Here is a 25,624-nt window from a genome sequence, read left to right as displayed (position 1 = left end):
TCAGAAGTCTCCGGCAGCGGTCAGCGCACGGGAGGAGTCGGCCGCGTCGTCGCGCGCCTGCGCCGGGGCCTGGCGGCCGCCGTTCTGGCGGCGCCGCGACCAGGCCTGCAGCCCGTTGATCAGCAGCAGCAAGGCGAACGAGATCAGCAGCATTACCACCGCCACCGCGGTCGCGCCGGCATAGTCGTACTGCTCGAGCTTGGCGTAGATCATCAGCGGCGCGATCTCGGACACCATCGGCATGTTGCCGCTGATGAAGACGACCGAGCCGTACTCGCCGGTGGCGCGGGCGAAGGCCAGAGCAAACCCGGTCAGCAGCGCCGGCGCGATCGCCGGCACGATCACGCGCCGGAAGGTCTGCGAACGGGTCGCGCCGAGGCTGGCCGCGGCCTCTTCCAGCTCGCGCTCGAGTTCCTCCAGCACCGGCTGCACGGTGCGCACGACGAACGGCAGCCCAATGAAGGTCAGCGCGATCACCACGCCCAGCGGGGTGAAGGCGACCTTGATGCCCAGCGGCTCGAGCCAGCGGCCGATCCAGCCGTTGCCGGCAAACAGCGCGGTCAGCGCGATGCCGGCCACCGCGGTCGGCAGCGCGAACGGCAGATCGACCAGCGCATCGACCAGGCGCCGGCCGGGAAAGCGGTAGCGCACCAGCACCCAGGCCACCACCAGCCCGAACACGGTATTGACCAGCGCCGCGATCAGCGAGGCGCCGAAGCTCAGCTTGTAGGCGGCCAGCACGCGCGGCGCCGTGACGATCGCCCAGAAGCTGTCCCAGCTCAGCGTGAATGCCTTCAGGAAGGCGGCCGCCAGCGGAATCAGCACGATCAGCGTCAGATACAGCAGCGTGAAGCCGAGCGACAGGCCGAAGCCCGGCAGCACCGTCGGGCGGGCGCGCAGCGGGCCGGGCAGGCGCCGCGGAAAGGTCGGCGCCGCTGGCACGGTATCGGTCAATGGAAGGGTGGCAGGCATGGTGTCTGGTTCGAAAGCCGCCGACGGCGACGATGCGCGCCACGCGGGACGCACGTTGGGCGCCGCCGGCGCGTCAGTGCGGCGCCGGCGGCGGGTCCAATAGATTGTGCAGAGCAGCGCTTATATCCAGAACGAATATTTACGCATGTCTTTAGTCGATTCAGATATATGGGACGGTCGGGATCACTTCGAGCCCGGCTTCCCACGCCGTGCCGTGCTGATCGTGGGGGCGTCCGCGGCGCCGGGTGTCGATCCTTTGCAGCAGCGTGCCGAGCAATCCCAGCCCTTCCGGCCAGCGGCCGAGGCCCGAATCGGCGTTGATGTGACCGAGACTGCCCGCGTCGTGCAGCTCGCTGCCCCACAGCGTGCCCCAGGTGAAGGCGGTGCGCTGCGCCATCCAGGGATCGTTGCGGCTTGCCACCAGCAGCGTCGGAAACGGCAGCCGGTAGGCCGGCAGCAGCGGCGCGACGCCGAACTTGTCGGGATCGGCCGGGGCGACCAGCAGGGCGCCGGCGATGCCGTCGGCGTCGTTCGCGGCGTGCCGCAGCGTCGCCAGGCAGCCGAAGCTGTGGGCCACCAGCACCGCGCCGCGCGGCGCCACCCGCCTCACCCGCGCGACGGCGTCGCCCACCCGGTCGGCCCACAGATGCAGGCTCGGGCGCGACCAGTCGCGCTGCTCGACGCGCTGCCAATCTGGGAAGCGGCGTTCCCAGCGGCTCTGCCAGTGCTCGGGGCCGCTGCCGTGCAGCCCGGGCACGGTCAGGATGCCGAGCCCCGATGGGACCTCGAGCTCGATTTCGGCGGCATGGGACGGCAGATGCGACGTCATCTCGGTTCCTCCTGGTCTTCGTGGCGCGAATCGGCGTGGTGTGGGTCGGCGCGGTCCGAGTCGGCGCGGTCCGAGTCGGCGCGGTCCGAGTCGGGGCGGCATGAGTCGGCGCGGTGCGAGTCGGCGCGGTGCGAGTCGGCGCGGCACGAGTCCGGGCCGCACGGCAGGCGCCCCGCGCGCCGCAACTCGCCTGGGCCGAGCGTCGCGCCGGCATGGGCGCCCTGCCCCAGTTCGATACCGGCCGCCTGCAGCCGCAGCGCGGTCTCGGCGCTGTCGAGCCGGCGGCCGATCAGCGTCACGCCGGCCTCAAAGGCGCTGGCGCGCAGGCCGGCCAGCTGGCGGTCGGTCCACAGCCGGCCCATATCGAGCTTGAGCCAGTCCGGCCGCGCCTGCGCGATCAGCACGCCCGCCTCGGCCGGGTCTGACGCCTGCAGGCTGACGGCGAAGCCGTTGCGCCGGTAGTTGCCCACGACCTGCAGCAGCAGCGGCAGGTTGTCGTTGGCGCTGGCCGGCACCTGGATCACCAGCTGCGATTGCGGCAGGTCCAGCGCCTGCACCGCGCGCCGGAACGCCGCGCCATGGTCGTCGGCCACCGCCGCCAGCAGGCGGTTGTGCACGTTCAGCACCAGCCGCCCCGTGCCGCCCGCGGCCACGTAGTTGATCGCATGCAGCAGCCGCGACAGCCGGTCGAGCGCGACCAGCGAGGCGTCGTCGGCCGCCAGCGCGAACAGCTTCCACGCGGCCAGTCCCGGCTGCTCGCCTGCGTACGTCCGGATGGTGCCTTCATGGCCGATCACGCGGCGGTCGGCCAGCGCGATCAGCGGCGCGAACGCGCTGGTCAGCGAGCAATGGTGAAAGCGCCCCTGCACCTGGCCGCGCGCGTCGCGCCACAGCGAATAGCCGGGCTCGGGCCGCGCCGGCAGCGCCTCGAGATAGCGGGCCAGCGCGGCCGGAAGCGGCGGCGCGTCGGCCGGTATCGGCGGCGCGCCGGCCGCGTCGAACCGCGCGCCGGCGCACCGTTCAAGATCCCGAATGCCGCCCGCCTCCGCGAGCGGCCGTCCATCGGCGGGAGCGCGACGGCGGAGCGCGCCGCGTTCGGTGCCACGATCGCTGCCGCGATCGATGCCGCGATCGATGCCGCGATCGATGCCGTGATCGATGCCGCGTTGGGTGCCGGCTGGGCTCATGAATGCTCCCGTCCCGCGGCTCAGCGCCGGCCAGGCTGATAGACCTGGTCGAAGGTGCCGCCGTCGGCGAAGTGGGCCTGCTGCGCCTTCTGCCAACCGCCGAACACCTCGTCGATGGTGAACAGCTTCACCTGCGGGAAGGCCGACGCGTACTTGGCCGCGATCTTCTGCGAGATCGGGCGGTAGTAGTTGCGCGCCGCGATCTCCTGGCCCTCGTCGGTATAGAGGAACTGCAGATAGGCCTCGGCGGCACGGCGCGTGCCGCGCTTGTCGACCACCTTGTCGACCACCGCGACCGGCGGCTCGGCCAGGATCGACACGGACGGCGCGACGATATCGAACTTGTCCGGGCCGAGCTCCTTGATCGCCAGCAGCGCCTCGTTCTCCCAGGCGATCAGCACATCGCCGATGCCGCGCTCGACGAAGGTCGTGGTCGCGCCGCGCGCGCCGGAGTCCAGCACCGGCACGTTCTTCAGCAGCTGGGCGACGAAATCCCGCGCCTTGGCTTCGTTGCCGCCCGGCTGGCGCAGCGCATAGCCCCAGGCCGCCAGATAGTTCCAGCGGGCGCCGCCGGAGGTCTTCGGGTTGGGCGTGATGACCTGCACGCCCGGCTTGACCAGGTCGCTCCAGTCGCGGATGTTCTTCGGATTGCCCTTGCGCACCAGGAACACGATGGTCGAGGTATAGGGCGAGGCGTTGTGCGGCAGCCGCTTCTGCCAGTCCGGCTTGATCAGGCCCTTCTGCGCCACCGCATCGACGTCGTAGCCGAGCGCCAGCGTGACCACGTCCGCCTCCAGCCCGTCGATCACCGAGCGCGCCTGCTTGCCCGAGCCGCCGTGCGACTGGCGGATCGTCACGTTGTCGCCGCCCCTGGCCTTCCAGGCCTTGGCGAAGGCGGCATTCACGTCGACATACAGCTCGCGCGTGGGGTCGTAGGACACGTTCAACAGGGTCGTTTGGGCATGCGCGAGACCGGCCGCGCCGGCAAGGGACAACACTGCGGCCGCAATGGCCAACTGGCGAATCATCTTCAAGGGCTCCCGTCCGTCGGAAAAAACAAGGCTGGCATGCGCGACGGCATGCATGGGCCATCGCGACAGCATCGAGGCTACCGGCGGGCAAGGCGACAAGGAACGAATGGTTTCGCCGATCCAAGCACGTTTTTCGCATAAGGCGGCCGGACGGCCGTGCCGGGGCAATGACGAGGCCCACCAAGGGCCACGCCAAAGGACGAGGCCGCAGACGAGACCAAGAAACGGGGCAATGAGGGGGAAGGACGGCGGACAGGACCGGGCAACGACGAGGCAATGACCGGACTTGGCGACGACGGGCGCGGACGCGCGCCCAAAAGAAAAAACCCGCGGTACGGGAGCACCGCGGGTCAAGTTTCCAGGTTGGAAACGGGTAGACAAGTCATGAAGTGCGCCCCCGCAGCTTCATGACAGGGTCGATGTTAGGGGCAAGGAAGCAACGGCGCCTTGACGCAGGTCAAGAACGGGCGCCGTCGCCGCGCAAGCGCCAGAGATGCGCCGCGCCACCTCTTTCTCAATGCACCACCCGCCCAAACGTGAACTCCCCGTTCTGGTAGTCCACCGGCACGACGTCCTTGGCGGCGAACTTGCCTTCCAGGATCAGCCGCGCCACCGGGTTTTCGATCTGCTGCTGGATCGCGCGCTTCAGCGGCCGCGCGCCGAACACCGGATCGTAGCCCGCGCTGGCGATGCGCTCCAGGGCGGCGTCGCTGACTTCCAGCGCCATGTCCATGCGGGCCAGGCGCGACTGCAGGCGCTGCAGCTGGATCTTCGCGATCGACTCGATGTGCTTCTGGTCGAGCGCGTGGAACACCACCACTTCGTCGATGCGGTTCAGGAACTCCGGCCGGAACTGCGTCTTGACCTCCTGCCACACGGCGCCCTTGATGGCCTCGTGCGGTTCGCCGCTCATCTGCTGGATGATCTGCGAGCCCAGGTTCGACGTCATCACGATCACCGTGTTCTTGAAGTCCACGGTGCGCCCCTGGCCATCGGTCAGCCGGCCGTCGTCGAGCACCTGCAGCAGCACGTTGAACACGTCCGGATGGGCCTTCTCGACCTCGTCGAGCAGCACCACGCTATACGGCTTGCGCCGCACCGCCTCGGTCAGGTAGCCACCTTCCTCGTAACCGACATAGCCCGGCGGCGCGCCGATCAGCCGCGACACGCTGTGCTTCTCCATGAATTCGCTCATGTCGATGCGGATCAGGTGCTCCTCCGAGTCGAACAGGAACTCGGCCAGCGCCTTGCACAGCTCGGTCTTGCCGACGCCGGTCGGGCCCAGGAACAGGAACGAGCCATACGGCTTGTTCTCGTCGGCCAGCCCGGCGCGCGAACGACGGATCGCGTCGGACACCAGCCGCACGGCCTCGTCCTGACCGACCACCCGCTTGTGCAGGTAGTCCTCCATCGCGACCAGCTTCTCGCGCTCGCCCTGCATCATCTTGGCCACCGGAATACCGGTCGCGCGGCTGACCACCTCGGCGATCTCCTCGGCGCCGACCTGCGTGCGCAGCAGCCGGTTGGGCTGCTTCTGCTCGCTGGCCTCGGCCGCGGTGGCGGCCTTGAGCTTGCCCTCGAGCTCCGGCAGCCGGCCGTACTGCAGCTCGGCGACCTTGTCGAGCTTGCCCTCGCGCTGCAGCCGCGCGATCTCGAGGCGGATCTTGTCGATCTCCTCCTTCAGCGCGGCCGCGCCCTGGGCCGCGCCCTTCTCGGCCTTCCAGATCTCGTCGAGGTCGGCGTACTCCTTCTCGAGCCGCGCGATCTCCTGCTCGATCAGATCGAGCCGCTTGCGCGAGGCCTCGTCCGTTTCCTTCTTGACCGCCTCGCGCTCGATCTTCAGCTGGATCGTGCGGCGCTCGAGCTTGTCCATCTCCTCCGGCTTGGAGTCGATTTCCATCTTGATGCGCGCGGCCGCCTCGTCGATCAGGTCGATCGCCTTGTCGGGCAGGAATCGGTCGGTGATATAGCGGTGCGACAGCTCGGCCGCGGCGACGATGGCCGGGTCGGTAATCTCGACACCATGGTGCAGCTCGTATTTTTCCTGCAGGCCGCGCAGGATCGCGATGGTCGCCTCGACCGTCGGCTCGTCGACCAGCACCTTCTGGAAGCGGCGCTCCAGCGCGGCGTCCTTCTCGATGTACTTGCGGTACTCGTCCAGCGTGGTCGCGCCGATGCAGTGCAGCTCGCCGCGCGCCAGCGCGGGCTTGAGCATGTTGCCCGCGTCGATCGCGCCCTCGGCCTTGCCGGCGCCGACCATCGTGTGGATTTCGTCGATGAAGACGATGGTCTGGCCCTCGTCCTTGGCGATATCGGACAGCACCGCCTTCAACCGTTCCTCGAACTCGCCGCGATACTTGGCGCCGGCCAGCAGGCCCGCCATGTCGAGCACCAGCACGCGCTTGTTCTTCAGCGACTCGGGCACCTCGCCGTTGACGATGCGCTGCGCCAGACCTTCGACGATCGCGGTCTTGCCGACGCCGGGCTCGCCGATCAGCACCGGGTTGTTCTTGGTGCGGCGCTGCAGGATCTGGATCGCGCGGCGGATCTCGTCGTCGCGGCCGATCACCGGGTCGAGCTTGCCCAGGCGGGCGCGCTCGGTCAGGTCGATCGTGTATTTCTTCAGCGCCTCGCGCTGGGCCTCGGCGTCCGCGCTGTTGACGGACTCGCCGCCGCGCACGGCGTCGATCGCCGCCTCCAGCGACTTGCGGCTCATGCCGTGCTCGCGCGCGATGCGGCCGGTCTCGCCCTTGTCGTCGGCGACCGCGAGCAGGAACAGCTCGCTGGCGACGAACTGGTCGCCGCGCTTGATCGCTTCCTTCTCGGTGGCGTTGAACAGCGCCGCCAGCTCGCGGCCGAGCTGGACCTCGCTGGTGCCCTGCACCTGCGGCAGCCGCTTGATGGCGGCGTCGAGCGCGCTGGCCAGGCCGTTGATGTTGACGCCGGCGCGCGACAGCAGCGCGCGCGCCGAGCCGTCGTTCTGCGCCAGCAGCGCGCGCAGCAGGTGCTGCGGTTCGATGTATTGGTTGTCGTTGCCGATCGCCAGGGTCTGGGCATCGGCCAGCGCTTCCTGGAATCGGGTAGTCAGTTTGTCAAGACGCATGGGGAAACCCTCTCTGGGATACGTGTCCCGAGGCGGCCCCGGCGGCGCAGTCGGTACGCACCGCGTCGTCGGCCGGCAGGACACCGGATGTCACTGCCGAAGATAGGGCTTTGCCGTGACATTTCAAGACGAAACGATGCGTATTTGATGTCGCTTGATGTGGCGCAAGCAGCGCGCAAGCGGCGCGCAAGCGGCGCACGAGCACGCGGAAGCGATGCGCCGGCGGAGGGATCAGGACGACGCCGCGGCCTGCCGGCCCTCCCCCGGGCAGGCAGGGTCGGCGGCGCTGCCCGCGAGCTTGCGCTCCAGGTTGCGCACCAGCACCAGCGCCTCGCCCTGCAGCACCAGCCGGCCGCCCTCGCCCGTGATGTCGGTGGCCAGATTGACCAGCTCCTTGTCGGCGCGCAGCCGCACGATCCGCACCGTGGCCCGCAGCGGCTCGCCCAGCCGGGCCGCCGACCGCAGCCGCAGCGACTGCTTCATCCAGCCGGTGCCGCGCCCCGGCAGGCGGGTGCCGAGCAGGTCGGAGAACATGCCGGCCAGCAGCGGCAGCGGCACCACCGGGCCGTCGAAGCCGCGGCGCCGGGCCAGCGCCGCGTCCGTGTAGAGCGGATTGGCGTCCTCGCTCAGCGCCACGTACTCGTCGATGTCCGCTGCCTCGAAGGCGCGCACCGCGTCGGCCTGCTGCCCGGGCCGCAGGTGGTACAGCGCCGCGTCGCCGGCGATCGCCGCGTCGGCACCCGCCACCAGCGGCCCGGCCAGCGCGGCGGCATCGGGATCGAGCAGCAGTTCCGCCTCGCCGCTGGCCGTGACCGGCGCCTCATGAGCAGGCAGCGAGGCCGAAAAGGTGGCCGAAAAGGTGGCCGACAACGGTGCCGATTCCCGGGCCGGAAGTGCGGCCGAAACTGGGGCGGAAAGTGGGGCTGACAGCGGGGCCGACAGCGGGGCCGAAAGTGTGGCCGACGGCGGAGCCCCCAGCGCGCGGCCGCCGCGCTGCACGCAGCGGATCGCGGTGCGCAGCGCGATCCGTCCGGCCGCGCCCTCCCCCGGCACCAGTTCCGCCACCACGCCGTCGCCGACGTAGGTGGGCTGCGGAAACATCAGCGTCTGCGCCAGCGGCAGCACCGGCCCCGCTCGCCCTCGCTGCATCTGCGCGCACAGCAGCGAGAACAGCAGCATGCCGTGCGCGACGGTCGCACCGAAATGCGTGCCGCGCGCAAACGCGGGATCGCAGTGGATCGGATTGTCGTCGCGCGACAGGCGCGCGAAGCGGTCGAAGTCGTGCTGCGTCAGCACGCGGATCGGGGCGGCCGCGGCGGGCGTGGTAGGTGCGGCGCCCACCGCGGGCCCGGCGGTCTGCTGGATGGCCGTCGTCACTGCGGTACCTCGACGATGCCCCCGACGACCTCGATGCGGTCGCCGGCGGCGGGGTTGGCGGCAAAGCCGGGCACGTTGGACGGCTGGATCGCCGGCGCCGGCGAGTTCGGCGTGCCCCCGCGCGGCACCGTGCGCACCACCTGCGACGGCGGCAGCGGCGTGCCGCTGCGCAGATGGTCGTACATCGCGTCGAGCGCGCGGTTCAGGTACAGATGCAGCGGCACGTAGCGATTGCCATAGCCGGGCACCAGCGCATTGAAGGCGTCGAAGTGCTGGGCGTTGGTCACCTCGACATACGACAGCCGGCTGGCCGCGCCCTCGCGCTGCCGGTTCAGGCCCAGGTACGGGCGCGAGGTGTGGTTGACCGGCAGCAGCGCATCGTCGCGGCCGTGCACGATCAGCGCCGGCTTGCCGCGCAGGTTGCCGTTGCGCAGCGTCAGGCGCTGGCCCACCTGCAGCGCGAGGGCCTGCGGCGAGTTGCCGGTCACCAGGTCGCGCAGGCAGCGCGCGCCGGCGGTGTTGGCGTCGTCTACCGGCGAGCCGGGCGAGCGCGACAGCAGGTCGCGGCGCGGACCGCGCGGGTCCAGGTCGTTGATCAGCTGCACGCCCGACGACGGCGGCACGCCATTGCCGGTGGAGAACATGTTGGCCATCTGCGCCTGGGTCACCGGCGCGGGTTCGAACGCCGCGTTGATGCCGCTGAAGCTGTAGCCGCACAGCCGGTCGGTCACGCTGGCGCGCGACAGCGCATTGGCATAGGTCACCGACACCGCGCTGGCCACCTCAAAGAAGCCCAGCGAGGCGTGCAGCACCGACGATTCGGGCTCCCAGCCATAGTCGCGCAGCGCCTGCTGGGCGCTGGCCGCCTGTTCCGCCAGCGTCGCGCCCTTGACGATGCCGGCGCTGGCGAGCGCGGCGCAGCGGTTGGCCGGAATGGCGCCCAGCGTCGCGTAGAAACCGACCGCCGGCGCCTGCGCGTTGGCCGGGTCCTGCGCCGCGCACAGCTGCAGCAGGTTGGCCATCGTCGTGTAGTCGTACAGCGTGCGGCCGTTCACCGCGACCGGCGTGCCGCCGCGCCGCACCGTGATGCCGGCATCCTGCGGCATGTTCAGGTTCGGCTCGCTGACCGCGACGCCGTCGATCAGGCCCTGCACGTCGGCCTCGGCCGCGGCGACCGCCGCGCCGCCGCCATTGGACAGGCTCGAGGCGATCACCAGCAGCTTGTCCTTGTCGATGGTGCGGCGGCGCTGGCCGTCGCGCACCTCGCCATGGCGGTCGTTGATTGCCCAGATGCCGAATTCGATCGCCTGCAGCGTGAACAGGCCCCAGTCCTTCTCGGGATTGCGCTGCGAATGCGCATGCTTGAAGGCCAGCCGATGCGGCGCCGCGGCGTTGAAGGCGGCGCGCGCGTTGTCGTCGATCGGCGCGGCGAAATGCGCCTCGCGGCCTGCCGCGGCGCGGCTGGTGCGGGTGCCGTCGATCAGCGCGACGGTGTCGTTGCCCAGATCGTGCGGCGCCGCGCCGGTGCCCTTGTCGGTATAGGCGACCGCGCAGCCGCGCTTCAGGCCCCATTCGCCGGTCGAGATGCCGCCGTAGACGCCGCGCGAGCCGGAGGACGTGGCGGTGATCAGGCAGGGCCGCGCGGGATCGAAGCTGGCCGGGATCTGCACCATCATCGTGACGTTCTGCCGGCCGCTGCCGTCGTCGGCATAGGCCAGGTACTCGACGCCGGGGATCTTGCCCTGGCCGCCGGTCACGGTGCCCTGCGCATCGACATTGGGCCCGTACAGCGTGCCGTAGCCGCCGGCGGCGCTGACATCGACCAGCGCCGTGTAGTTGCTCCAGATCGCATAGCGGCGCAGTTCGGTGCGCGTCGGCGCATTCGGATCGGCCGGCAGCGGCGCGGTGCCTGCCAGTCCGTCCTTGCCGAGCCCGGCGGTCAGCAGGTCGTCGGCGCTGCCGTCGTACTCATGCACGGTCAGCGAACCGATATAGGCCGGGCGCTGGTTGACCGGAGCGCCACGGTCGTCGTCATCGTCGGAGCCGCATGCGACCAGCGCCATGCAGGCCAGCGGCACCGCGAGCAGGCGGGTGGCGGCGGGACGCGCCGGTCCCGCACAGGCGGGCCGCCCTTCCCGGCGCACGGCCGGCCGCGACATCGATGGCGCCGCGCCTGCCGCCGTTGGCATGGCCCTGGCGGCGCCGCGGCGTCCTTGCCCTGCGCCGTGCCCTGCGTCTTGCCTTGCCCCTTGCCCGGCCGCTCGCCCCACTTCCTGCCTTGCCGCCTGCCCCGCCCCCTGTCCTGCCACATCGCTTCCGTGTCTGTGCTGCATCGTGGTCTCCTTGCGTGGCAACGCCGCATGCGAGCGCCGCATCAATGCTGCCGGTATTGCATGCGCAGCTTGTGTTTCTCGATCTTTCCGGACGGCGTGCGCGGCAGGGCGTCGACCACGCGCACATGGCGCGGTACCTTGTAGCCAGCCAGCCGTTGCCGGCAGTGCGCGATGACGTCCTGCGGGTCCAGGCTGGCGCCGGGTTTCAGCACCAGCAGGGCCATGCCGACCTCGCCCCAGCGTTCGTCGGCGACGCCGATCACCGCCGCCTCGGCCACCTGCGGCAGCGCGAACAGCGCCTGCTCGACCTCGGCCGGATAGACGTTCTCGCCCCCGGAAATGAACATGTCCTTGGCGCGATCGACGATGTAGTAGTCGCCGTCGGCGTCGACATAGGCGATGTCGCCCGAATGCAGCCAGCCGTCGCGCAGCGCGGCCGCGGTCGCCTCGGGCAGGTTCCAGTAGCCCGGCGTCACGCCCGGCCCCTTGATCAGCAGCTCGCCGCGCTCGCCGGGCGCGACATCGTTGCCGAGCGGATCGACCACGCGCGTCAGCATCGAGCCGACCGGCTTGCCGATCGTGCCGGGCTTGCGGCGCGCGGTGTCCTCGTCGGCGACGAACACGGTCGGGCCGGTCTCGGTCATGCCGAAGCCGAAGCAGATCGTCACGCCCTTGGCCTGGTACGCCTGCAGCAGCGGCAGCGGTACCGGCGAGCCGCCGGCCGCGCAGCTGCGCAGACCCGACAGGTCGGCCCGTTCGAAGTCCGGATGCTGGCTGAGGAACTGGTAGATCGACGGCACCGCGAAGAACATCGTGATGCCGGCGCCGGACCGCGCATCGAGCCGCGCCAGCGTGGCGCCCGCGTCGAACTGGCGCGCGACATGCACGGTGCCGCCGGCGTGCAGCACCGGATTGGCATACAGGTTCAATCCGCCGGTATGGAAGAACGGCAGCACCGCCAGCATCACGTCGTCGCGGGTGATGCGGTTGGCGATCGTCGCGTTGACGGCGTTGAAGAACACCATGCCGTAGGTCTGGATCACGCCCTTGGGTCGGCCGGTGGTGCCGGAGGTGTACAGCAAGTGCCAGACCTCGTGCTCGTCGCGGCAGGGCATCTCGACGATGCGCCCGGACGCCGCGGCCAGCACTGCCTCGTACTCGGTCCAGCCGGCCGGCACATCGGCCGCCTCGTCGTCCGCCAGATGCAGCACCGCGCGCAACGCGCGTCCGCGTGCCAGTTCGGCGACCACGTGCAGGAATCCGTCGCCGGCGACCAGCACCTGCGGCGTGCAGTCGTCCAGAATCGGCTTCAACTCGGCCGGCGCCAGCCGCCAGTTCAGGCACACCATCACCATGCCGGCCTTGGCGCAGCCGTACAGCATCTCGAGATAGTCCGAGCTGTTGTGCGCCAGCACGGCGACGCGGCTGCCGGGTGAGAGCGCGAGCGTCTCGCTCAGGTATTCGGCGAAGCGGCTGGCGCGCTCGTCGAACTGGCGGTAGCTGATCTGCCGGCCACTGTCGACGTCGACCAGCGCGATCTTGTCCGGGCGGTGCTGTGCGTGCTTGTGCAGCCAGTCGACTACGTACATGGGCGCCCCGCTTGGCCTGGGATCGGCATGGTGCCGGTGATGGAGTGCATCGCGCGGATGCCGATCGCGCCGGTGTCGATCGCGCCGGTGTCGATCGCGCCGGTGTCGATCGTGCCGGTGTTCATTGCGCCGGTGTTCATTGCGCCGGTGTTCACTGCGCCGGTGTTCATCGCAAGGCTCGCAGGCGCCCGACGATGCCCTGCGGGAAATAATAGACGCTGAGCACGAACAGCAGGCCCAGCCACAGCAGCCAGCGATCCGGATGCAGCAGCGACGACAGCAGCGGCAGCGCCGCGGTGGCCTCGCTGGCGAGCTTCATCACGTCCTGCAGATAGGTCTGCGCCAGCAGGAACAGCACGGTGCCGATCACCGCGCCATACATCGTGCCCATGCCGCCGATCACGACGATCAGCAGGATGTCGACCATGATCTCGAACGACAGCGAGGTATCCGGGCCGTTGTAGCGCAGCCAGATCGCCATCAGCACGCCGGCCAGCGTGGCGAACGCCGCCGACAGCACGGTCGACACGGTGCGGTAGACCACGGTGCGGTAGCCGATCGCCTCGGCGCGGAAGTCGTTCTCGCGGATGGCCTGCAGCACGCGACCGAACGGCGAGTTGACCACGCGCAGCAGCAGCAGGAACAGCACCGCGGCGCCGGCCAGCACCAGGTAATACGAAAACAGCTTGCCATTGAGCGGCACGCCGAGCCATTCGCGCACCTCGCCGTCGGCGTCCTCCAGCGCGAAGCCGGGCGTCAGCAGCGCCGGCACCTTGAACGACAGCCCGTCCTCGCCGCCGGTCCAGGCCGACAGCTGCGACACCAGCGTGGCAAAGGCGGTCGCCACTGCCAGCGTGATCATCGCGAAGAAGATCGCGCGCACGCGCAGCGAGAACAGGCCGATCACCAGCGCCAGCAGCATCGACACCGCCAGCGCGCCGACGATGCCCGCCAGCAGCGCGCCCCAGCCGGGCTCGAAACGCGTCATCGCGATGGCCACGCCGTAGCCGCCGATGCCGAAGAACATGGTGTGCGCGAACGAGACGATGCCGGTGTAGCCCAGCAGCAGGTCGTAGCTGGCCACCAGCACCACGAAGATGCAGATCTTGGCGGCCATGTTCAGCGCCCGCGCGCCCGGAATCAGGAACGGCGTGCAGACCAGCGCCAGCAGCAGCAGGAGCAGCAGCACCGTCAGCGTGCGGCTGCGCGGGGTATCGCCGGAGAGCAGTCGGATCATGATGCGGTCGGTTTCTCGAAGAGGAAGCAATGACGGCGATGCACGGATGGCCTGGCAACGATGCGATGGGCGGCTCTGGCGGCCGCTTCAGCGCCGGGCCACCGGATACAGGCCCTGCGGCCGCCACAGCAGGATCAGCACCATCAGCAGGATGTTCGAGAACAGCGCCACCTTGGGAAACAGGAAGCCGGTGTAGTTGGCCATCAGCCCGACCAGCAGCGCGCCGACGAAGCAGCCGGCGGTGGAGCCGAGCCCGCCGATGATGATCACGATGAAGATCAGCACATTGACCTGCGCGCCGATCGACGCGGTGATGTTCTGCTGATAGAGGCCCCACAACACGCCGCCCATGCCGGCCAGCCCTGCCCCGACGGCGAACACGCCGACGAACAGCCGGCGCACGCGATAGCCCAGCGCCTCGACCATCTCGCGGTTCTCGACGCCGGCGCGGATCAGCAGGCCGATGCGCGTGCGGTTCAATACGAGCAGCATCGCGAGGAAGACCACCAGCCCGAGCACCACCGCGATCAGCCGGTATTTCTCGATCGCGGCGTCGCCCAGCAGCACCGCGCCGCGGAAGCTGGCGGGCAGCGTCAACGCGATGGTCTCCGGTCCCCAGATCGCCTTGATCAGCTGCTCGGCGACGATCATGCCGCCCATCGTGATCAGGATCTGCTTCAGGTGCTGGCCGTAGACCGGGCGCACCATCACGCGCTCGAAGGCCAGGCCCAGCACGCCGGCCACCGCCATCGCGGCGAAGATCGCCAGCGCGAACACCGCCAGGTTCAGCGCCAGGCTGTCGGCCTCGACCCAGGGCGCCAGCGGCAGCAGCACCGAAGCCGCGATATAGGCGCCCAGCGCGATGAAGGCGCCGTGGCCGAAGTTCAGCACGTCCATCAGGCCGAACACCAGCGTCAGGCCCGACGACACCACGAAGATGATCATGCCCATCGCCAGCCCGGCGATGGTCAGCGTCAGCCAGGTCGAGCCGCTGCCGATCAGCGGCCAGGCCAGCAGCATCAGCAGCGGCGCCAGCGCCAGCGGCAGCCAGTCCAGGCGGGCGGCCGGCAGATCGGCGGCGCTTGCCGGGGCGGCAGTGGCCGACCCAGTGGTCGACCCAGTGGCCGGCGCTGTTGCCGACGCTGTTGCTGATGCTGCGGGATGCGCTGCGGCGGATTCGGACACGGTCCTGCCAGCGGTCATGGTTTCGTTTCCTCGCACGATGGCACGCACGGTGGCGCGCATGGGAGCGTGTAAAGCGGGTTCGGCGTCGTCATGGATCACCGGTCACTGATGCGCGGCCAGCGACAGCCCCAGCAGGCGCTGCTGCAGGCCCTCGTCGGCGGCGAGCCGCGCCATGGAGCCGGCGTGCACCACGCGGCCGTCGTCCATCACCGCCACCGTGTCGCCCACCGCGCGCGCCATCTGGAAGTTCTGCTCGACCAGCAGCATCGACACCTCGGTCTGCTTCAGCTCGCGGAACACCGCGATCATGTTCTGGATGATGGCCGGCGCCAGCCCCTTGGTCGGTTCGTCGACGATCAACAGCCGGCGCGGTTCGACGATGGCGCGCGCGACCGACAGCATCTGCTTCTGCCCGCCGGACAGCACGCCGGCGCGCTGATGCCAGAACACCTTCAGCGCCGGGAACATGCGCAGCACCCAGTCGAGCCGCCGCGGATCGGCCGGGCCCTGGCGCGCGGCCAGCCGCAGGTTCTCCGCCACGGTCAGGTCGGAGAACACGCCCATGTTCTCGGGCACGTAGCCGATGCCGGCCTGCGCGATCGCCGGCGTATCGAGCGCGGTGATGTCCCTGCCGTCGAATTCGATCCGCCCTGCACTCGCGCGCCACAGGCCCATCACCGTGCGCAGCGTGGTGGTCTTGCCGGCGCCGTTGCGCCCGAGCAGCATCGTCACGCCGCCGCGCGGCACGTCGAGCGTGACGCCGTGCAGGATGTGATACGGGCCGATATGCGTCTGCACGTCGGCGAGGCGCAGCAGCGGCGGCGCGGCATGCGGGGCTGCGTGCGGGGCGGGGTCCGATGCGCCGTGCGGGGCGGATGGCGGGGCCGTGCGTTCAGACATCAAGGCCCTCCCCTTCGGCGGGCAGGCCCAGATAGGCCTGCTGCACGATCGGCGAGGCGATCACCTCGGCCGGATCGCCATCGGCCATCAGGCTGCCGTTGTGCAGCACCACGATGCGGTCGGCCAGCGAGCGCACCACGTCCATCTTGTGTTCGACCAGCAGCACGGTGTGCGCGCGGTCCTGCTTGATCTCGCGGATCAGGTCCAGGATCACCGGCACCTCGTCGACGCTCATGCCGGCGGTCGGCTCGTCGAACATGAACACGCGCGGGCGCAGCGCCAGCAGGATCGCGACCTCGAGCTTGCGCTGGTCGCCGTGCGGCAGCGCGGCGACGGTCAGGTCGCGCTTGGCCGCCAGCGCGACCCGCTCCAGGCAGCGCTCGGCCTCGGCATTGATGCCGCGGTGACTGCTCCAGACCGTCAGCAGATCGAGTCCGATGCGGGCCCGCGCCTGCACCGCCAGCCGCACGTTCTCCAGCACCGTCAGATTGGGAAACAGGCTGGTCAGCTGGAAGGCGCGGCCGATGCCGCGGCGCGCCTTGCCCGACGCGCTCAGGCCGGTGATGTCGCGGCCGTACAGCGCGATGCGGCCGCTGGTCGGCGCCAGCTGGCCCGAGATCAGGTTGAAGTAGGTGGTCTTGCCGGCGCCGTTCGGGCCGACGATGCAGGTCAGCTCGCCGGCGCGGAAGGCGCACGACACCGCGTTGACGGCCACATGGCCGCCGAAGCGGATCGTCAGGTCGCGCGTTTCGAGCGCCGGCTGTCCGGCCGGCGATGCGGCGCCGGTGGGTCCGCGCTGTGCATCGCCGCCGGGCAGCGGCGCGGCGCCGTCGACGGCCGCGGTGCGCGCGGCCGTGTGGGCGGCCGTGTGGGCGACCGTATGCGCGACCGTTTGGGCGACCATGTGTGGGCCCGCGGGCGTGGCCGGGCGGGCGGCCGTGACCAAGCGGGCGGCGTCGAGGGTGGCAGGGCTGGCTTGCACCGGGTTATCCCCCGCTTATTGCCGCTTGTTGCGGATCGGCACCTGCATCTCCTCGGGCTTGATCTCGCGGACCAGCTCGGGAACGCCCCAGGCAAACGCCGGGTCGACCTTGATCTTGAAGTGGTACATCGACTGCATCGCTTGATGGTCCTCCTTGCGGAAGGTCATCCGGCCCTTGGGCGTATCGAACGACATGCCCTCCATCGCCGCGATCAGCTTCTCGGTGCCGGTGGCGCCGCCGGTCTTCTTCAGCGCCTCGACCAGCGCGATGCCCGAGGCCATGCCGCCGGCGGTGAAGAAGTCGGGCGGGGTCTTGTACTTGTTGTAGTGGTTGGCCACCAGCCACTGGTTGGCGGGATTCTTCGGGATGCCGAAGTAGTAGTAGGTCGCGCCTTCCATGCCGGGGAAGTTCTTGTAGCTGGCCATGGCCGGCAGGATGTTGCCGCCGGTGGCGATCTCGATGCCGTAGCGCTTCGGATCGAGATCCGCGATCTTGAACGGATTGCCGGCGCCGGCCCAGATGATGAAGATCACCTTGCGGCCGGGCTTGTCCTTCAGCGCGTCGAACAGCCGCTGCGCGCCGGCGGTGAAATCGGTGGTATTGGTCGGCAGGTATTCCTCGTGCACGACCTTCGCCTGCTTCAGCGCGTCCTTGAACGCCTTGACGCCGTCGCGGCCGAACGCGTAGTCCTGCGCCAGCGTGGCGATCTGCACGCCGGGCTTATCGAGCGCGACCGCGTTGGCGATCGCATCCTGCGACGAGTTGCGGCCGGTGCGGAAGATGTAGCGGTTCCACTTGTCGCCGGTGATCGAATCGGCCACGGCGGGCTCGACCAGCAGCACCTTGCGGTATTCCTCGGCGACCGGCAGCATCGCCAGCGCAGTGCCGGACGAGGTCGGCCCGACCGCGATATCGGCGCCGTCGTCGCTGTAGGCGGCGGCCAACTGCGCCTTGGCGACGTCGGGCTTGCCCTGCGTGTCCTTCTCGATCACCACCAGCTTGCGGCCGTTGACGGCCATGGTGCCGCCGGTCGCGTATTCGAGTCCCATCATCAGCCCGATCTGGGTCTGCTTGGCATAGGCCTCGAGCGCCCCGGTCTTGTCGTAGACGTGGGCGATGCGGATGTCCTTGGCGGCGGCCGTGCCGGTGGCGGCCAGCAGCGCGACGGCCAGGGCCGCGGCCAGTGCGGCGGTGCGGCGGGTGATGCGGCCGGTAATGCGGTGGCTGGTGCCGCCGCTGGTGCGGCAGGTAGTGCGGCAGGTAGTGCGGCAGGTGGTGCGGCAGGTGGTGCGGTGGGGTCCCATCGTTGTCTCCTCGGTCCTTCTTGTTTTGTCGTGGCCTGGCTGGTACCGCTGGTGTCCTTGCTTATGTCCGGCTCATCGCGCCCTCAACGCGCGCTCATCGCGGCGCCAGCCCGTGCGTGATCAGGTCGAAGGCGGTGTCGACCACCTTCTCCATCGACGCCGGCCGCTTCCAGCGCGCATAGCGCATGCCGAGGAAGTTGCTGATGCCGATCAGGCACCAGGCCCGTACCTCGGCGTCGCCCGGCACGATCTCGCCCAGCTCCTGCGCGCGGGTCAGCCGGCGGCTGTAGAGCTCGGCGAAGACCTGGAAGTACTGGCTGTAGATGGTCTCGTCGACCGAATACGAGTCGAGCACGATCCGGTACAGGTTCTTGTGGCGCGAGACGAAGGACAGGAAGGCCTTCAGGCCCAGGCGCTCGGCCTCGATCTGCGTGGTGGCCGGCGCCACATGCTTGCGCAGATGCGCGCGCACCAGTTCCAGCATGTGCTGGACCAGCGCGCGGAACACGTCTTCCTTGTCCTTGAAGTACAGGTAGAAGGTGCCCATCGCCACCTGCGCCTCCTGCGTGATCTCGGAGATCGACGCGGCGTAGTAGCCCTTCTCGCCGAACACCTTCTCGGCGGCCCGCAGCAGCGCCTCGCGCGTCTTCTGGCCGCGCGCGGTTTTCGGGATCACACAGGCTTCGGTCGGTGGCATCGGCGCCTTCGTTCAAGCGGGAATACGGTTGGGAGCAACGGAAACGCATGGCGCCGTGCAGCATCGCCGGAGCATGTTCCGGAATCGCGCATCAAGCCATGAAACCTGATAAGTGATTCATGTTTCATGGTATAAAGCAGCGAATCGGAATGTCAATAGATGGCTGTCCCAAGAGGCCCCGGCCGGCACGGCGGCGGCACGCGGCTTCGCCGCTCCTCGGGACGCGCCACGCCGCCACGGAGACACCGTTTGGACGCCGCCAATCCCTCCGCCCTGCCCGGTCCAGCCGCACCGCCCTCTACGGGGCCGCTCTCCACCGCGCCAGCCTCCGCCCCGCCGCCCTCCATAGCGCCGCCCTCCGCCCCGCCGCCCTCCATAGCGCCGCCATCTACTGCGAGCCTCTCCACCGCGCCGCTCCACACCGCCTTTGGCTTCACGGAACACCCCGGCGACGCCAACCTGCCCGGCTGGCGCGAAGCCGGCACCGGCAGGCCCTTGCTGCTGCTGCACGGCTGGTCGGTGCCCGGCCAGGCCTTCACGGGCCAGGCGGCGCTGGCGCAGCGGGGATATCGGGTGATTGCACCCGACCATGCGGGCCATGGGCTGTCGGTGCGGTGGCGCCCCGCAGCCGGCGGCACCATCGCCGGGCTGGCCGACGGCGTGGCCGGGCTGATCGACGCGCTCGCTCTGCGCGATGCCATCGTGGTGGGCTGGTCGATGGGGGCGATGGTCGCCTGGGAGCTGGCGCGCGGCCGTCCCCGGCAATGGCTGGAGTCGCGCGTCGCCGCGATCGGCGCGATCGACATGACGCCCCGGCTGCTGACCGCGCCGGACTGGCCGCATGGCCTGCATGGCGGCTACACCGCTGCCCAGGCCGAGCAGATGGCGGCGCAGGTCCGGCGCCATTGGCACGGCATGGTGCCGCTGGTCGGCGCGGGGCTATGGGCCGACGGCGTCGAGCCGCCGGCGCACGAGGCGGCACGGGTGCGGGAATGGATGGCCGGCTGCGACGCCGGCGTGCTGGCCGAGCTGTGGCTCGACATGGCGCGGCAGGACTACCGGCAGACCCTGCGCGAGGCGACCCTGCCGCTGTTCTGCCTGTATGGGGAACGAAGCCGGCTTTACCGGCCCGCGCTGGCGGCGGCCATGGCCGCGCTGCAACCGGCGCCGCGGGTGGCGACAATCCCGGCGGCCGGCCACAGTCCGCATCTGGAGCGGCCACAGGATTTCAACGAGGCGCTATTGCGCATGATCGGTGGGTGATTCGGCGTAGGGTCGGCGGATCATTCGCGCAGGATCGACGAAGGGTCGGCAGATGACCGTCGAAGCATCGGCGGCGCAGGATCGTCGAAACATCGGCAGATGGTCCTCGAAGGATCGAGAACGACCCGGCTCAGGCCAGCGCCCGATAGCTCCACAGCCCGAACAGCGTCAGCAGCAGCGAGCCGCCCAGGTGCAGCAGCACGTGCAGCGCCGCGGCGCCGTAGTCGCCGGCCAGCAGATTGGCGGTCAGCTCGCTGGAGAAGGTCGAGAAGGTGGTCAGCCCGCCGAGAAAGCCGGTGATCACCAGCAGGCGCCAGGCCGGGGGCAGCGAGGCATGGGTATCGAAGAAGCCCACCGCGACGCCGATCAGGAAGCCGCCGAGCAGATTGGCCGCCAGCGTGCCGTAGGGCAGCGCCGGGTTGGCGGCATTCCACAGCAGCGAGAACAGCCAGCGCAGCCAGGCGCCCATCGCCGCGCCGACCCCAACCGCGACGAAGCCGAGCGGGCTCAAGCCGGGGCTCCGGGCTGGCCTTCGCCCTCCCCGGCATCGCCGCTGGCATTGAGCGAGCGCACGCCCCAGCGCGCCAGCGCGGCCTCGTCGGTGACGCGCGCATCGACCCAGCGGGCGCCCTCGGGCGTCGATTCCTTCTTCCAGAACGGCGCCTCGGACTTCAGGTAGTCCATGATGAATTCACAGGCGGCGAAGGCATTGCCGCGATGGGCCGAGGCCACCGCCACCAGCACGATCTGGTCCTGCGGCTGCAGCGGGCCGACCCGGTGGATGATGGTCACGCCTTCGAGGGCCCAGCGCTCGCGCGCGACCGCCTCGATGCGCTCCAGCGCCTTCTCGGTCATGCCCGGATAGTGCTCGAGCTCCATCGCCTGCACCGGGCTGCCGTCGTTGACGTCCCGCACCGTGCCGATGAAGCTGGCCACGGCGCCGATGCCCGGACGCCCCGCGCGCAGCGCCGCCACCTCGGCACCGAGGTCGAAATCCTCGCGCTGTACCCTGACGCTCATCTCAGCCCCCGGTCACCGGCGGGAAGAAGGCCACTTCGCTGCCGTCGGCCACCGCGGTATCGGCGCGCGCGACCGCATGGTTCACCGCCATGCGCAGCGCCCGGCCCTCGGCCAGCGCCTCCTGCCAGACGCCGCCGCGCTCGCGCAGCCACTGCCGCACCTGTCCCACGGTGGCGACCGTGTCCGGCAGCTCGACGCGCTCCTGGGCCACCCCCAGTTGCTCGCGTACGCTGGCGAAGAACCGCAATTCGATCTGCATCGCTACCCTCTTCTCTCGACTGCTTCGGCCGCCCTCGCCGGGGCTAGGCCACCAGATTGGCAAACGGCAGGAACGACACCATGTCGCCGCGCCGGATCGGCTGGTTGGGGGGATTGTCGACCAGGCCGTCGCCCCAGACCGTCGAGGTCAGCACGCCCGAGCTCTGGTTCGGGAACAGGTCCAGCCCGCCGCCTTCGTTGATCTTCACGCGCAGGAATTCGTTGCGGCGATCGAACTTGGTCAGGTCGAAGTCGGCCCGCATCGGGATGCGCCGCGGCGCGACGTCGGTCACGCCCTGCATGCGCAGCAGGAAGGGCCGCACGAACAGCAGGAAGGTGACGAAGCTGGACACCGGATTGCCCGGCAGGCCGAGGAAGGCCGCGCTGTCGGCGACGCTCGCTGCATCTCCCGTAGCGGCGGTACCGCCGGCACCGCCGCGCGCCACATGGCCGAACGCCAGCGGCTTGCCCGGCTTGATCGCGATCTGCCACAGGTCCAGCCGCCCTTCGGCCTGCACCGCCGGCTTGATATGGTCTTCCTCGCCGACCGAGACGCCGCCCGAGGTCAGGATCAGGTCGTGGCCCTGCGCCGCGCGCCGCAGCGTGTCGCGCGTGGCGTCCAGCGTGTCGGGCACGATGCCGAAATCGGTGACCTCGCAGCCGAGGTTTTCCAGCAGGCCGCGCAGCGTGAAGCGGTTGGAGTTGTAGATCGCGCCCGGCTTCAACGGCTCGCCCGGCATTGCCAGCTCGTCGCCGGTGAAGAACACCGCCACGCGCGGGCGCCGCACCACGTCCACCTGCGCCTGGCCGACCGAGGCGGCCAGTCCCAGCGCCTGCGGCGTCAGCCGCGTGCCGGTGGGCAGGATCACGGCGCCGGCCATGATGTCCTCGCCGGCGCGGCGGATCCACTCGCCGGGTCCGGGGGCATGGTTGACCACGACGAAGTCGCCGTCGGCCTGGCACTGCTCCTGCATCACCACGGCATCGGCGCCGGCCGGAATCAGTCCGCCGGTGAAGATGCGCGCCGCCGTGCCGGCTTCGAGCGGCACGCCGACATGGCCGGCCGGAATGCGCTGGGCGACCCGCAGCCGCGCGCCGGGCATCGGCACGTCGGCGCAGCGCAGCGCATAGCCGTCCATCGACGTGTTGTCGGCGGGCGGGACGTCGAGCGTGCTGGTAACCGGCTGGGCCAGCACGCGGCCATTGGCCCGCAGCGTATCGACGCGTTCGCTTTCGGCGATCGGCTGGGCGCCGGCCAGCAGCGCGTCGAGCGCCTGCGCCAGGGTCAGCATCGGGGGACGATTTTCCATGCGAGGTGCGTTGTCGTCGCGGCCCGCGCAGGCGGGAACGCAGTGTCCGGACAGGCCCCGCCTGCGCGAGGCGGCGCTTGCGGCCGCGGCGTCGGGCGGCGGCGGCAAGCGGCTGATTCGATTCGTACCAGCTCGATTGTACGAGCCGATTGTAATGACTCGGCGGCCGCCGCGCAGGCAGGCGAGGCGGCCGGTCTCCGGATTACAGCCCGGTATGCCGGGCGATGTACGCCTTGACCTGCGCCGCGTCGGCCGGCATCACCTCGAAGCGCTGCGGCAGCGCCTCGATGCCCTCGAAGGCGGCCGGACGTTCGGGCTCGTGGCCCAGCGCCTCGCGGATCGTGTCGGCGAACTTGGCCGGCAGCGCGGTTTCCAGCACCACCATCGGCGTGCCCGCCGACAGGTGCTCGCGCGCGACCTTGACGCCGTCGGCGGTGTGGGTGTCGATGGTGATGCCATAGCGCGAGGACAGATCGCGGATCGTCGCGACCCGGTCGTCGTGCGTGCTGCGGCCCGAGACGAAACCGAACTGGCGGATGCGCTCGTAGTCCGGCGTGCCGGACAGGTCGAAGCCGCCCTTGGTATCGACATCGCGGAACAGCTGCGCCAGCTTGCCGGCATCCTGCCCCAGCAGGTCGAAGATGAAGCGCTCGAAGTTGGAGGCCTTCGAGATGTCCATGCTCGGGCTGGAGGTGTGGTAGGTCTCGGCCGACTTGCGCACGCGATAGACGCCGGTGCGGAAGAATTCGTCGAGCACGTCGTTCTCGTTGGTCGCCACCACCAGCTTGTCGATCGGCAAACCCATCATGCGGGCGATATGGCCGGCGCAGACATTGCCGAAGTTGCCCGACGGCACGCAGAACGAGACCTTCTGGCCGGGGCCATCGGTGGCGAGCAGCCAGCCCTTGAAGTAGTAGACCACCTGCGCGACCACGCGCGCCCAGTTGATCGAATTGACGGTGCCGATCTTCTGGCGCGACTTGAATTCGAGGTCGTTGGAGACCGCCTTGACGATGTCCTGGCAGTCGTCGAACACACCCTGCACTGCCAGATTGAAGATGTTCGGATCCTGCAGGCTGAACATCTGCGCGGTCTGGAACGCGCTCATCTTCTTGTGCGGGCTCAGCATGAAGACGCGGATGCCGCGCTTGCCGCGCATCGCGTATTCGGCCGCGCTGCCGGTGTCGCCCGAGGTCGCGCCCAGGATGTTGAGCTCCTGTCCGGCGCGCGCCAGCGCGTACTCGAACAGGTTGCCCAGCAGCTGCATCGCCATGTCCTTGAAGGCCAGCGTCGGGCCGTTGGACAGGCCGAGCAGGTACAGCGGCGCGCCGGCCTCGTCGCCGAGCTTGCGCAGCGGCGTGATGTCGGCGGTGTTGTCGCCAGCGCGCGCGTTGCAATAGACCTCGGCGGTATAGGTCTTGCGCGTCAGCGCGCGCAGGTCCTCGGCCGGGATGTCGTCGCAGAACCTGGCGAGGATTTCATAGGCGAGGTCCGCGTACGACAGCTTGCGCCACGATTCGAGTTCGTCGGCGCTGACCTGCGGATATTGCTGCGGCAGGTACAGGCCGCCGTCCGGCGCCAGGCCGCCCAGCAGGATCTCGGAGAAGGTTTGCGGCACGTCATGGCCGCGGGTCGACTTGTAGTTCATCGTGATGGTGGCCGCCGGGCCGCGCCAGCGCCCGGGTGGGGCGGCGGCGCGGCCATCGGCAAGGCTTCAGTTCAGTTCTTCCATGCGCAGGCGGGTGACGCCCGAAAGCACCGTCGGCAGCGCCTCGATCCTGGCGATGGCGGCATTGACCTGCTTCTCGCGGGCCAGGTGCGACAGCATGATGATATCGGTCTGCGGCTCGCCCTCGCGCGACTCCTTCTGCAGCATCGCGTCGATCGAGATGCCGGAATCGGCCAGGATGCGGGTGATATCGGCCAGCACGCCGGTCTGGTCCGACACGCGCATGCGTAGATAGTAGCTGCTGGTGACTTCCTCGATCGGCAGCACCGGCACGCTGGACAGCTCGTCCGGCTGGAACGCCAGATGCGGCACGCGGTGCTCCGGATCTGCGGTATGCAGCCGGGTCACGTCGACCAGGTCGGCGATCACCGCCGAGGCGGTCGGCTCGGCGCCGGCGCCCTTGCCGTAGTACAGCGTGGCGCCGACTGCATCGCCCTGCACCAGCACCGCGTTCATCGCGCCCTCGACGTTGGCGATCAGGCGCGAGGCCGGCACCAGCGTCGGATGGACGCGCAGCTCGATACCGTCCTCGCGGCGGCGGGTCAGGCCCAGCAGCTTGATGCGGTAGCCCAGTTCCTCGGCGTACTGGATGTCGATCGCGGACAGGCGCGTGATGCCCTCGACGTGGGTCTTGTCGAACTGCACCGGCATGCCGAAGGCGATCGCGCTCATCAGCGTGATCTTGTGCGCGGCGTCGATGCCCTCGATGTCGAAGGTCGGATCGGCCTCGGCATAGCCCAGCTGCTGGGCCTCCTTCAGCACGGTGTCGAAGTCCAGGCCCTTGTCGCGCATCTCCGACAGGATGAAGTTGGTGGTGCCGTTGATGATGCCGGCGATCCACTGGATGCGGTTGGCGCTCAGGCCCTCGCGCAGCGCCTTGATGATGGGGATGCCGCCGGCCACCGCGGCCTCGAACGCGACCATCACGCCCTTGCTGCGCGCGGCCTCGAAGATCTCGTTGCCGTGCACCGCCAGCAGCGCCTTGTTGGCGGTCACCACATGCTTGCCGTTGGCGATCGCCTGCAGCACCAGTTCGCGGGCGATGCCGTAGCCGCCGATCAGTTCGACCACGATGTCGATGTCGGGATGGCTCACCACCTCGCGCGCATCGGCCACCACCTCGACCTGCCCACCGGTCAGCTCGCGTGCGCGCTCGGTGTTCAGGTCGGCCACCATCGTAATCTCGATGCCGCGGCCCGCGCGGCGGCGGATCTCCTCCTGGTTGCGCTTGAGCACGTCGAACGTGCCGCTACCGACGGTACCGATGCCGAGCAGGCCTACTTTGATGGGGTTCATGGTCAATCAGATTCCAGTTTG

The 25,624-nt window shown here is 69.7% G+C and carries 21 protein-coding genes and 1 pseudogene; 1 reads left to right on the top strand and 21 read right to left on the bottom strand.

Going from position 1 to position 25,624, the window contains the following annotated elements; translation table 11 throughout:
- From cysT to F1599_RS22640, 15 genes and pseudogenes are all read right to left on the bottom strand, one after another.
- Positions 1-972 (bottom strand): sulfate ABC transporter permease subunit CysT, encoded by a 972-nt coding sequence (gene cysT, locus F1599_RS22720; protein WP_150084657.1) that lies wholly within the window; start codon positions 970-972, stop codon positions 1-3.
- A 160-nt stretch (positions 973-1,132) separates the two neighbouring features.
- Complete coding sequence (locus tag F1599_RS22715; RefSeq protein ID WP_149319072.1) at positions 1,133-1,801, bottom strand: RBBP9/YdeN family alpha/beta hydrolase; 669 nt, start codon at positions 1,799-1,801, stop codon at positions 1,133-1,135.
- Positions 1,802-1,980: 179 nt separating this feature from the next.
- Positions 1,981-2,778, bottom strand: a pseudogene (locus F1599_RS26355) (EAL domain-containing protein); the annotation flags it as partial.
- A 230-nt stretch (positions 2,779-3,008) separates the two neighbouring features.
- Positions 3,009-4,016, bottom strand: coding sequence for a sulfate ABC transporter substrate-binding protein (locus F1599_RS22705; RefSeq protein WP_149319073.1), 1,008 nt, complete (start codon positions 4,014-4,016; stop codon positions 3,009-3,011).
- A 517-nt stretch (positions 4,017-4,533) separates the two neighbouring features.
- Positions 4,534-7,122: an ATP-dependent chaperone ClpB gene (clpB, locus tag F1599_RS22700; RefSeq protein ID WP_150084655.1), complete on the bottom strand. Its 2,589-nt coding sequence runs from the start codon at positions 7,120-7,122 to the stop codon at positions 4,534-4,536.
- A 231-nt stretch (positions 7,123-7,353) separates the two neighbouring features.
- Complete coding sequence (locus F1599_RS26350) at positions 7,354-8,463, bottom strand: MaoC/PaaZ C-terminal domain-containing protein (protein ID WP_223819828.1); 1,110 nt, start codon at positions 8,461-8,463, stop codon at positions 7,354-7,356.
- 32 nt (positions 8,464-8,495) lie between these two features.
- A complete protein-coding gene (locus tag F1599_RS22685) occupies positions 8,496-10,658 on the bottom strand; it encodes a D-(-)-3-hydroxybutyrate oligomer hydrolase (RefSeq protein ID WP_395896927.1) in 2,163 nt (720 codons plus the stop codon).
- 215 nt (positions 10,659-10,873) lie between these two features.
- Positions 10,874-12,421, bottom strand: a complete 1,548-nt coding sequence (locus F1599_RS22675) for an acyl-CoA synthetase (protein ID WP_150084653.1) — start codon at positions 12,419-12,421, stop codon at positions 10,874-10,876.
- On the bottom strand, positions 12,412-12,591 hold the full coding sequence (locus F1599_RS22670; RefSeq protein ID WP_150084652.1) for a hypothetical protein: 180 nt from the start codon (positions 12,589-12,591) through the stop codon (positions 12,412-12,414). Before F1599_RS22670 ends, F1599_RS22675 begins: the two co-directional genes overlap by 10 nt.
- Positions 12,588-13,658: a branched-chain amino acid ABC transporter permease gene (locus F1599_RS22665; protein WP_150084651.1), complete on the bottom strand. Its 1,071-nt coding sequence runs from the start codon at positions 13,656-13,658 to the stop codon at positions 12,588-12,590. Before F1599_RS22665 ends, F1599_RS22670 begins: the two co-directional genes overlap by 4 nt.
- 87 nt (positions 13,659-13,745) lie before the next feature.
- Complete coding sequence (locus F1599_RS22660) at positions 13,746-14,678, bottom strand: branched-chain amino acid ABC transporter permease (RefSeq protein ID WP_223819827.1); 933 nt, start codon at positions 14,676-14,678, stop codon at positions 13,746-13,748.
- 267 nt (positions 14,679-14,945) lie between these two features.
- Complete coding sequence (locus tag F1599_RS22655; RefSeq protein WP_150084650.1) at positions 14,946-15,743, bottom strand: ABC transporter ATP-binding protein; 798 nt, start codon at positions 15,741-15,743, stop codon at positions 14,946-14,948.
- Positions 15,736-16,647: an ABC transporter ATP-binding protein gene (locus tag F1599_RS22650; protein ID WP_150084649.1), complete on the bottom strand. Its 912-nt coding sequence runs from the start codon at positions 16,645-16,647 to the stop codon at positions 15,736-15,738. The genes F1599_RS22655 and F1599_RS22650 overlap by 8 nt, the downstream gene beginning before the upstream one ends.
- A gap of 93 nt (positions 16,648-16,740) precedes the next feature.
- Positions 16,741-17,931, bottom strand: a complete 1,191-nt coding sequence (locus tag F1599_RS22645; protein ID WP_150084666.1) for a substrate-binding domain-containing protein — start codon at positions 17,929-17,931, stop codon at positions 16,741-16,743.
- Positions 17,932-18,124: 193 nt separating this feature from the next.
- Positions 18,125-18,727, bottom strand: a complete 603-nt coding sequence (locus tag F1599_RS22640; protein WP_006577456.1) for a TetR/AcrR family transcriptional regulator — start codon at positions 18,725-18,727, stop codon at positions 18,125-18,127.
- Positions 18,728-19,222: 495 nt separating this feature from the next.
- Between F1599_RS22640 and F1599_RS22635 the strand changes: the two genes are divergently transcribed.
- Positions 19,223-19,990 (top strand): alpha/beta fold hydrolase, encoded by a 768-nt coding sequence (locus F1599_RS22635; protein ID WP_223819826.1) that lies wholly within the window; start codon positions 19,223-19,225, stop codon positions 19,988-19,990.
- Positions 19,991-20,120: 130 nt separating this feature from the next.
- Here F1599_RS22635 and crcB read toward each other — a convergent pair whose 3' ends face one another.
- The 6 genes from crcB to F1599_RS22605 all read right to left on the bottom strand — a co-directional run bounded on the left by crcB (position 20,121) and on the right by F1599_RS22605 (position 25,603).
- Positions 20,121-20,501: a fluoride efflux transporter CrcB gene (crcB, locus tag F1599_RS22630; RefSeq protein ID WP_150084647.1), complete on the bottom strand. Its 381-nt coding sequence runs from the start codon at positions 20,499-20,501 to the stop codon at positions 20,121-20,123.
- On the bottom strand, positions 20,498-21,010 hold the full coding sequence (moaE, locus tag F1599_RS22625; RefSeq protein WP_149319083.1) for a molybdopterin synthase catalytic subunit MoaE: 513 nt from the start codon (positions 21,008-21,010) through the stop codon (positions 20,498-20,500). The genes crcB and moaE overlap by 4 nt, the downstream gene beginning before the upstream one ends.
- Position 21,011: 1 nt before the next feature.
- Positions 21,012-21,269 (bottom strand): molybdopterin converting factor subunit 1, encoded by a 258-nt coding sequence (gene moaD / locus F1599_RS22620; RefSeq protein WP_053821618.1) that lies wholly within the window; start codon positions 21,267-21,269, stop codon positions 21,012-21,014.
- 43 nt (positions 21,270-21,312) lie between these two features.
- Positions 21,313-22,560 (bottom strand): molybdopterin molybdotransferase MoeA, encoded by a 1,248-nt coding sequence (locus F1599_RS22615; protein ID WP_150084665.1) that lies wholly within the window; start codon positions 22,558-22,560, stop codon positions 21,313-21,315.
- A gap of 220 nt (positions 22,561-22,780) precedes the next feature.
- A complete protein-coding gene (thrC, locus tag F1599_RS22610) occupies positions 22,781-24,226 on the bottom strand; it encodes a threonine synthase (protein WP_150084646.1) in 1,446 nt (481 codons plus the stop codon).
- A gap of 66 nt (positions 24,227-24,292) precedes the next feature.
- Positions 24,293-25,603 (bottom strand): homoserine dehydrogenase, encoded by a 1,311-nt coding sequence (locus F1599_RS22605; RefSeq protein WP_149319085.1) that lies wholly within the window; start codon positions 25,601-25,603, stop codon positions 24,293-24,295.
- Positions 25,604-25,624: the final 21 nt, after the last annotated feature.

The sequence above is a fragment of the Cupriavidus cauae genome, assembly GCF_008632125.1.
Lineage (GTDB): Bacteria > Pseudomonadota > Gammaproteobacteria > Burkholderiales > Burkholderiaceae > Cupriavidus > Cupriavidus cauae.
Note: the sequence above shows the minus strand (reverse complement) of the source record. Positions and strands in the feature narration are given on the sequence as shown.

Coding starts and splice junctions, on each gene's coding strand:
- F1599_RS22605 (WP_149319085.1), bottom strand. CDS start 25,603: ATGAACCCCATCAAAGTAGGCCTGCTCGGCATCGGTACCGTCGGTAGC.
- F1599_RS22640 (WP_006577456.1), bottom strand. CDS start 18,727: ATGCCACCGACCGAAGCCTGTGTGATCCCGAAAACCGCGCGCGGCCAG.
- F1599_RS22650 (WP_150084649.1), bottom strand. CDS start 16,647: ATGGTCGCCCAAACGGTCGCGCATACGGTCGCCCACACGGCCGCCCAC.
- F1599_RS22685 (WP_395896927.1), bottom strand. CDS start 10,658: ATGTCGCGGCCGGCCGTGCGCCGGGAAGGGCGGCCCGCCTGTGCGGGA.
- F1599_RS22660 (WP_223819827.1), bottom strand. CDS start 14,678: ATGCTGCTGGCCTGGCCGCTGATCGGCAGCGGCTCGACCTGGCTGACG.
- clpB (WP_150084655.1), bottom strand. CDS start 7,122: ATGCGTCTTGACAAACTGACTACCCGATTCCAGGAAGCGCTGGCCGAT.
- cysT (WP_150084657.1), bottom strand. CDS start 972: ATGCCTGCCACCCTTCCATTGACCGATACCGTGCCAGCGGCGCCGACC.
- F1599_RS22615 (WP_150084665.1), bottom strand. CDS start 22,560: ATGCTGACCCTGGCGCAGGCGCTCGACGCGCTGCTGGCCGGCGCCCAG.
- F1599_RS22715 (WP_149319072.1), bottom strand. CDS start 1,801: ATGACGTCGCATCTGCCGTCCCATGCCGCCGAAATCGAGCTCGAGGTC.
- F1599_RS22675 (WP_150084653.1), bottom strand. CDS start 12,421: ATGTACGTAGTCGACTGGCTGCACAAGCACGCACAGCACCGCCCGGAC.
- F1599_RS22655 (WP_150084650.1), bottom strand. CDS start 15,743: ATGTCTGAACGCACGGCCCCGCCATCCGCCCCGCACGGCGCATCGGAC.
- moaE (WP_149319083.1), bottom strand. CDS start 21,010: ATGAGCGTCAGGGTACAGCGCGAGGATTTCGACCTCGGTGCCGAGGTG.
- F1599_RS22670 (WP_150084652.1), bottom strand. CDS start 12,591: ATGAACACCGGCGCAGTGAACACCGGCGCAATGAACACCGGCGCAATG.
- F1599_RS22665 (WP_150084651.1), bottom strand. CDS start 13,658: ATGATCCGACTGCTCTCCGGCGATACCCCGCGCAGCCGCACGCTGACG.
- F1599_RS22705 (WP_149319073.1), bottom strand. CDS start 4,016: ATGATTCGCCAGTTGGCCATTGCGGCCGCAGTGTTGTCCCTTGCCGGC.
- moaD (WP_053821618.1), bottom strand. CDS start 21,269: ATGCAGATCGAATTGCGGTTCTTCGCCAGCGTACGCGAGCAACTGGGG.
- thrC (WP_150084646.1), bottom strand. CDS start 24,226: ATGAACTACAAGTCGACCCGCGGCCATGACGTGCCGCAAACCTTCTCC.